Genomic DNA, 7,259 nt, shown 5'->3' with positions numbered 1-7,259 from the left:
CTCAACATCCTCATCTGGAGTCACTACCTACCGCGATCCATCAGGCCGAATCACTGGCACCAGCACCGTCAGAGGGAACACCATTACATTCCGGGACTCATCTGGACGGCTTACAGGAACAGCGACCGTGAAGAAGTGACGGCTGAAGTTTACGCCCAAATAGAATCACGCCAGCAGTTCCGCCATGCGGTCATGATGCGGACGGCGGACGTGGCTGTATGTGTCGAGGATGAGGCAAACTATGCTGTGCGAATATGCGCACAAGATGAGCAGCGAGAGTGGTTTCAGACCTCCCGAAACATCATCAGATGTGGTCGAACATGTTCTTACTTTTGTTCTTACTTTGCTCATTTTGAGCCGTGAAACCTTGATTTTACAAGGTGGAGGCGAGGGCGGGAATTGAACCCGCGCATACCGGTTTTGCAGACCAGTGCATTACCACTTTGCTACCTCGCCGTGCTCGAAAGCAGGCGGAGAGTAGGCGGATCGGCTCTCCCTGTCAACCGCCGTGGCGCAGGCGAATCTCAGCGGCGGCCCAGACCGCGTGTTCGGCGATCAACGGATGGGGATCGGCCGCAGCGGTTTCGAGGGCGGGCAGATCGTCCGCTGTGCCGGTGTTTCCGAGCGCCACGCACACGTTTCGGAGAAAGGCGGGCCGCTTGATGCGCTTGATGGGCGATTTGGCGAAAAGTGCCCGGAAGTCGTCGTCAGTGAGGGTCAGGAAATCGCGCAGGGGCCTGCTGAAGACGGTTTCACGGGCCTGGAAGGCAGCTTCACGGGACTCCTGCGCGTGGCGGTTCCAGGGACAGGCCTCCAGGCAGGCGTCGCAGCCGTAGATGCGGTCGCCGATGGCCCGGCGGAATTCAGCCGGGATGGGCCCTTTGCTCTCGATGGTGAGGTAGGAGATGCATCGGCGTGCATCCATGCGCCGCGGTGCGGTGATGGCCTGTGTGGGGCAGGCATCGATGCAGCGCGTGCATTTGCCGCACATGTCCTTCGCAGGCGTGTCAGCGGGCAGTTCCAGGGTGGTGAGGATGTCGGCCAGGAAGAACCACGTGCCCAGGTGGCGATGGATCTGCATTGTGCTCTTCCCTCCCCAGCCGAGCCCGGCTTCGCTGGCGAAGTCACGCTCCAGCACGGGGCCGGTGTCCACGTAGGGCTTCTGGGTGCCGCCGTGGGTCATGAGAAAGGCATCCAGCTCGCGGAGCTTCTTTTCGATCAGGTCGTGGTAGTCGTCATTCCAGGCGTAGCGGGCGATGCGATAGCCAGTCTGCGGTCCCGGGCCTTGAAAGTAGTTCACCGCGAGAACGATCACGCTCTGAGCGCCGGGCAGGACGATGCGCGGATCGGTGCGGCGTTCGATGTTGCGCGCCATCCAGGCCATGTCGCCATGTTTGCCTTCGGCAATCCATTGCTCATAGAGCTCGCGATGCCGGGCAGGCAGCGCTGGTGCGACGCGGCAGTCGTCAAAGCCGAGCGCGCGGGCCTTGGCGATGAGCGCATTCTTGATCTCGGCAGGAGTCACGGTGGAATGACGAAGTCTGGACGACCCGCGGCATCAGCGGCTGCCGCCCGGGTTCAGGGCCTGGATCTGTTTTTCGAGCACGGCGAAGGAGTCGGACAGCTTGCCGAGGCGCTCCAGGTGGGTGGCGCGTTCCTCCTCGAACTGAGCCGCGCTAGCCTGGGCGGGATTCAGGATGTCGAGGAACCGGCCAAACGTCGCTGTGACATCCTCGGTGACCTGTTTTGCCAGCAATTCGCGGAGGGTGGCGGAGGACTGCTCCAGCTTGTCAAAGATGGTGTTCCGTGCGCTGCTCAAGCGCACCTGGGTGAGGAGGTAAACGACGGCCAGCAGCAGGACGCTGGCACCGGCGGCGATGCCGGCGCTCGTGGGGCCGTCCAGCCAGCCACACACCGCGGTGGCGATGATGGCCGGCAGCACCAGCCGTGGCAGCCAGCGGGCGGTGCGGCGTGCTTTTTCGAGTCCGGGGTCGATGGCTTCGTCGAGTTGCAGGCCGATGACAAAACGCCGCAAGGCCGAATCGACGCGTGCGCCAAACCGGCGGCGCAGCTCGCTTTCCTCATCCTCGTAGGCATGCACCGGCATGGAAATATCCACAGGAAAGATCACGCCGCGGCCCTGGGCATACAGGAAACGCTCGAACTGATGCACATCCTCCTCCAGCACCAGGCTGACCTGCCGCCAGCGGTCGCCCGTGCGATGCTGCAGCTCCTGAAACAGGCGGTGATCCAGGCTTTGATGCCGCTCCTCGATCGTTTCATCACTGGAGGACGGTTTGCGCTGAAACGCCTTCCCCGTGGTGAGCGCATCGCTGGCCAGACCGGCCACGCGCAGCACGGACTCGTGGTAGTCGCGCTCGGTGGCGTCCAGGGCCGGCAGGATCTTTTTCAAAGTGCGGTCCACCTGGAGCTCGCGTTCCGTCTGCAGGTCTTGCAGCACGGTGGCTTTGCGTTTCACCTCCACCAGGCTGTTCGTCAGCTGCTGATGCATGCGCTCCAGGATCTGCCGCGCGAGCCGCACGGTGCTGCCGAGCTTTGTCAGGCGCGCGGTGTTGTGCCGCACCAGCGATGAGATGTGCGCCTCCAGGCCATGAAAACCGCTCTCACGATGCAGACGCTCGTGATCGAGACCTGCGTCGCGTGCGAGGATGGCCTTCTTCGCCGAGACGGGGAACAGCGGGAAATCACGGCCGAAATGCTGGCGCGTGAGCTGGCTCATGTAGTCCGTGATGACCTGGATCTCCTCAGGGCTGCGCAGATCACTCTGCTGGAGCACGAAGATGACGTGGCGCATCCAGTCGCGGTGCACCTTCTCCAGAAACTGCCACGCCGATGCGCCCCAGGGGTTCATCGCCGAGAAGACAAAGATCACCAGATCGGCGATGGGCACGAAACGCTCCGTGATCTGCTGGTGCTCGTTTTCGATCGAGTTCGTCCCCGGTGTGTCCACGATGTGGAAATCGCGCAGGAAATCGACCGGTGCCTGCACCTCGTCGAGCGTGGGCGTCACAGGCACCACCTCGTGGTGCGGACCGTGTTTGAAGAACAGGATCTTGTCCGTGGTGGGCACCACGCCGGTCTGGGAGAAGTCCTGGCCGAACAAGGCATTGAGGAAGGTCGATTTGCCCACATTCACCTCGCCGACGACGACGAATACGAACGGCTCCTTCAGGCTGGCGATCAGATTGTCGATGATCGCCGTGGAATCGGCGTCTCCGCCGCAGTCACGCAACGCCGCGCCGAGCGCCAGCAGGTCCGTGCCGATGCGCGAACGAAGTTCGAAATAATCATCACCTATCATGGGGGTCGGCCAAAGTGCCGCGAGGCGTCTGTCATGGCAACCTTCCAACGCAGGAATCCTGCCGTGGCTGGGAAAGGCCTGGTTCCATCGAGCGCCGGAGGTCATGGAGTCCCTGATCCAGCCATCCACATCCGCCGCCACAGGGCAATTTCCCCACAAACACACTTCGCAATCGGCGTGCATGACGCTAAGGAGCAGGGCTTGAGCAAAGCCAGCCCAGCCCCAGCCGAACCTCGATCCACGCCCTGGTGGCTGTGGCCTCACGTGCTGAGCCTGGAGGCGCCGCTGGTCGCCGTGCTGTGGCAGCGCGTGCTGGCCCACGCGCACGGCATCCGGCTGACTCCGATGCTGGATGCCGGTCTCGCGCTCGCCTGCTGGGTCATCTACGTCATCGATCGCACGCTCGACACCTTTGCGGTGAAGAACGCCGCGGAGCTGGATGTGCGGCACGCGTTTTACCACCGTCATCGGCGTGTGGTGATGTTCGCAGTGGTGCCCGTAGCGTTGTCGATCCTGGCGTGGATGGCGTTGTTTGTGATCCCGGAAGGTGTGCTCTGGCAGGCGGGTGGCCTTTCGCTGCTCGTGGCGCTTTATCTCGCCTCGTGGTCGGCCCAGGGCAGCCGTGCCTCGCGGGACTTTCTCATCTCCTGCGCCGGGCTGGGCGGCATCATGCTCATCACGCGCATGCCCGCACCTGCGGGATTCCGCCTCACGCTGTGTCTGCTGGTGCTGGCGGTGATGGTGCTCACCTTCCTGCGTCAGCTCGATCTGCGCCTCGGCCATTTGCTGCCAAAGGAGTTCGCCGCCGCGCTGCTCTTCGCCCTGGGTTGCACCACCAGCACGCGCTTCCTGGCCATGCCGGAGAACGTGCTCGATCCCGTGCTGGAGTGCCTGCTGCTGGCTGCTGTGTTCGCCTGCAACCTGCACGGCATCGCCATGCGTGAAAAGGAGCCCGCATCACAGACCGGCCACACCGCATTGGTCATCGGTTCCCTTCTTTTCGCCTTGTCATTGCTGCGGTACATCGACTCTGGAGCGCTGGAACACGCTTTGCGCGGCCCGGCGCAGGCCGCGGCGGCTGCCATTGTGCTGCACGCGGTCGTTCATGGCTTCAGCCGCCGCGTTTCAGCAGAGGCGCACCGCGTCCTCGCCGATCTGGCGCTCATCGTGCCGCTCCCGCTCGCCTGGCTGTGAGTTGCGCGAAACACAGCCGCACTCACGTTTGATGCTCACCATGAAAAAACGCCTCATTCTTCTCGCCTGCGGGCTGATGTCCTCCCTTTGGGCCCAGGAATCCCCTGACGCGCTCTTCCAGCAGGGTGTGGACGCCTTTTTCGCCGCGAAACCGAAGGAATCCGTCGCCGCGTTCGACAAGCTGATCGCGCTTGTGCCCAGTTCGAAGCCGCAGCTCTGGCAGCGCGGCCTGGCGCAGTATTACGCAGGCGATTTCAAAGGCGGGCGCGAGCAGTTCGAGGTGCATCAGACCGTGAACGGCAACGATGTGGAGAACGCCGCCTGGCATTTCCTCTGCATCGCCAAAGGCGAGAGCGTGGCTGCCGCCCGAAAGGTTTTCATCCCCATCGAAGGTGACTCCCGCATCCCGATGAAGCAGGTTCACGAGCTGTTCGCCGGCAAAGGCAGCGAGGAGGCCGTGCTGAAGGCCGCCGAGGAAGGAGAGGGCGAGCGCCTGCGGAATCATCGCTGCTACGCGCACCTTTACCTTGGTCTCTACTTCGAAGCGACCGGCGACGAGGCCAAGGCCAAGGAGCACATGCTCAAAGCCGCAAACGACTTCGCTATGGACCACTACATGGGCCGCGTGGCGCAGGTGCATGTGAAGATCCGCGGCTGGGACAAGTAAAACGGGCGCTACTCATGCCAGCCACTCACCTTTCCGCCGCCCCACCGGTGCGGAAGCGTCTTCTGTTCCTGGCCATGAGCGGTGTGAGGGTGTTCGATCAGGAATTGCTGGCACTGGGACTCACCCTGCCGGGCTTTGTCGAACGCAGCCGTGTCATCGCCTCACTGCCCAGCCTCGGTCTGCTCACCCTGGCGGCCCACACCCCTGCAGAATGGGACATCGCCTATCGCGAACATGACGCCATGCCGCCGGACGCGGCGCGAACCATCGCCAGCGAGGGTTTCGCCGTGGTCGCCATTTCGTCGCTGACCGCCCGCATCGATGAAGCCTACGCCTTGAGCCGTGAGCTGCGTGCGCTCGGCGTCCTCGTGATCATCGGCGGCCTGCACGCCAGCGCCCTGCCGGAAGAGGCCGCCGCGCACTGCGACATCGTGGTGAAAGGCGAAGGCGAACTCGTCTGGCCACGGCTGGTCGCTGATCTCGAGCGCGGCAACTGGCGGCGGCTTTATGACTCGGCCACTCACAGCACGCCATCGCAATTCCACGAAGTGCTGCCGGTGCCTCGCTACGATCTCCTGGACCTGGAACGCTACAACCGCCTGACGCTGCAAACCACCCGTGGCTGCCCGCTTCACTGCTCGTTTTGCGCCGCGTCCCGCACCATCAGCCCGTATCGCAAAAAGGCGCTGAACCAGGTCAGGCGGGAGCTGGAGGCCATCCTCGCCCTGTGGCCGCGACCGTTCATCGAGCTGGCGGATGACAACACCTTCGTGGACAAGGCCTGGTCGCGTGAGCTCGTGGCGCTGCTGGCCGATCATCCGCTGAAATGGTTCACCGAATCCGACATCTCGCTGGCCGATGACGAGGCGCTGCTGCGCAGCCTTGGCAGATCCGGCTGCGCACAGGTCCTCATCGGCCTGGAATCCGCCTCCTCCGAGTCGATGCGTGACCTCGACACGCGCAATTGGAAGTCGAAACGGCATCGCGACTACGCGGACAAGGTGCGCCGCATCCAGGATCATGGCGTTTCGGTGAATGGCTGCTTCGTCATCGGCTTCGATCATGACGGGCCGGACATTTTCGAGCGCACGCTCGACTACATCGACTCGTTGGACCTCGCCGAGGTGCAGATCACGCTCCTCACGCCGTTTCCAGGCACGAGTCTCCGGCAAAAACTGGCAGCCGAGTCGCGCCTCCTGCCTGACGCCGGCTGGAGCCAGCACACGCTCTTTGATCTGACCTTCCGTCCCGCCCGCATGACGGTGGAGGCGCTGAAATCGGGCTTTCACAACCTGATGCGTGCCGTCTATTCTGACGAACGCACGTCTCGCCGCCGCAAGACGTTCCAGCACTGCATCCGACATCGTCCGTCATGAGCCCCCAGCCTTCCCTGCCGCGATTCTGGTTCCGTCTTCTCACCTTCCGTGCCAGTGCCGCGGACTACGCCAGCCTCGATCGCGGCCACCTGATCGTCGGCCTGACCCTGTGCTGGCTCGTGGGCTTTGGACGCTACTGGGACGACACACGCGCCACGCTGCTACAGCACACCGGCATCGGTTCGGTGATCTACGTGTTCGTGCTGGCGGCCGTGATGTGGCTCGTCGTCAAACCGGTGGCCCCGCAACGCTTCACTTACACGGGCATTCTGACCTTCATCACGCTGACTTCACCGCCCGCGGCCCTCTACGCCATTCCGGTGGAGAAGTGGATGACGCTGGAAGCCGCGAACGCGATGAACCTGCGCTTTCTGGGCATCGTGGCGTTGTGGCGGCTGGTTCTGTGGATGCACTACCTGCGTCGCCTTGGCCAGCTTTCCATGGGAAGCGTGTTTTGCCTCGCCGCCGTGCCGCTGGCGGCCATTTTCATCACGCTGGTTAGTCTGAACCTGCACCATGTCGTCTTCAACATCATGGGCGGCATCCGCGAGGCGGATAAAACGTCCCAAGACGCCGCTTACGGACTTTTAAACATTCTAGCCCTCCTCTCTGTGCCTGTTTCGTTTCTCGCCTGCCTTGGTTGGTTGTGGATGATTCTGGAAGGCCGCAGAGAACGGAAGATGCTCAAATACGAATGACG

At 63.0% G+C, this 7,259-nt stretch carries 7 protein-coding genes and 1 tRNA gene; 5 read left to right on the top strand and 3 right to left on the bottom strand.

Translation table 11 applies throughout. The features are described from left to right. On the top strand, positions 1–363 hold a 363-nt coding region (locus IAE77_RS04630), incomplete at its 5' end, for a hypothetical protein (protein WP_294222544.1). An 18-nt stretch (positions 364–381) separates the two neighbouring features. Here the strand turns inward: IAE77_RS04630 and IAE77_RS04625 are convergent. The 3 genes from IAE77_RS04625 to IAE77_RS04615 all read right to left on the bottom strand — a co-directional run bounded on the left by IAE77_RS04625 (position 382) and on the right by IAE77_RS04615 (position 3,322). Continuing rightward, positions 382–456, bottom strand: a tRNA-Cys gene (locus IAE77_RS04625). A gap of 43 nt (positions 457–499) precedes the next feature. Further along, positions 500–1,525: a tRNA epoxyqueuosine(34) reductase QueG gene (queG, locus tag IAE77_RS04620; protein WP_294222541.1), complete on the bottom strand. Its 1,026-nt coding sequence runs from the start codon at positions 1,523–1,525 to the stop codon at positions 500–502. Positions 1,526–1,558: 33 nt separating this feature from the next. After that, a complete protein-coding gene (locus tag IAE77_RS04615; protein WP_294222537.1) occupies positions 1,559–3,322 on the bottom strand; it encodes a dynamin family protein in 1,764 nt (587 codons plus the stop codon). A 264-nt stretch (positions 3,323–3,586) separates the two neighbouring features. Between IAE77_RS04615 and IAE77_RS04610 the strand changes: the two genes are divergently transcribed. From IAE77_RS04610 to IAE77_RS04595, 4 genes are read left to right on the top strand one after another with little or no spacing between them, the layout of a single operon-like run. Beyond that, positions 3,587–4,516 (top strand): hypothetical protein, encoded by a 930-nt coding sequence (locus IAE77_RS04610; RefSeq protein WP_294222535.1) that lies wholly within the window; start codon positions 3,587–3,589, stop codon positions 4,514–4,516. Between the two features lie 40 nt (positions 4,517–4,556). Further along, the gene (locus tag IAE77_RS04605; protein WP_294222532.1) at positions 4,557–5,183 is read left to right on the top strand and encodes a hypothetical protein; all 627 of its coding nucleotides are present in this window, start codon (positions 4,557–4,559) and stop codon (positions 5,181–5,183) included. Between the two features lie 14 nt (positions 5,184–5,197). Beyond that, a complete protein-coding gene (locus IAE77_RS04600; protein WP_294222529.1) occupies positions 5,198–6,559 on the top strand; it encodes a radical SAM protein in 1,362 nt (453 codons plus the stop codon). Further along, a complete protein-coding gene (locus tag IAE77_RS04595) occupies positions 6,556–7,257 on the top strand; it encodes a hypothetical protein (protein WP_294222526.1) in 702 nt (233 codons plus the stop codon). The genes IAE77_RS04600 and IAE77_RS04595 overlap by 4 nt, the downstream gene beginning before the upstream one ends. Positions 7,258–7,259 lie beyond the last annotated feature (2 nt).

This window comes from Prosthecobacter sp., assembly GCF_014879935.1.
Taxonomy (GTDB): domain Bacteria; phylum Verrucomicrobiota; class Verrucomicrobiia; order Verrucomicrobiales; family Verrucomicrobiaceae; genus Prosthecobacter.
The sequence above is the reverse complement of the archived record's forward strand: the minus strand, read 5'-3'. Positions and strand labels throughout refer to the sequence as shown.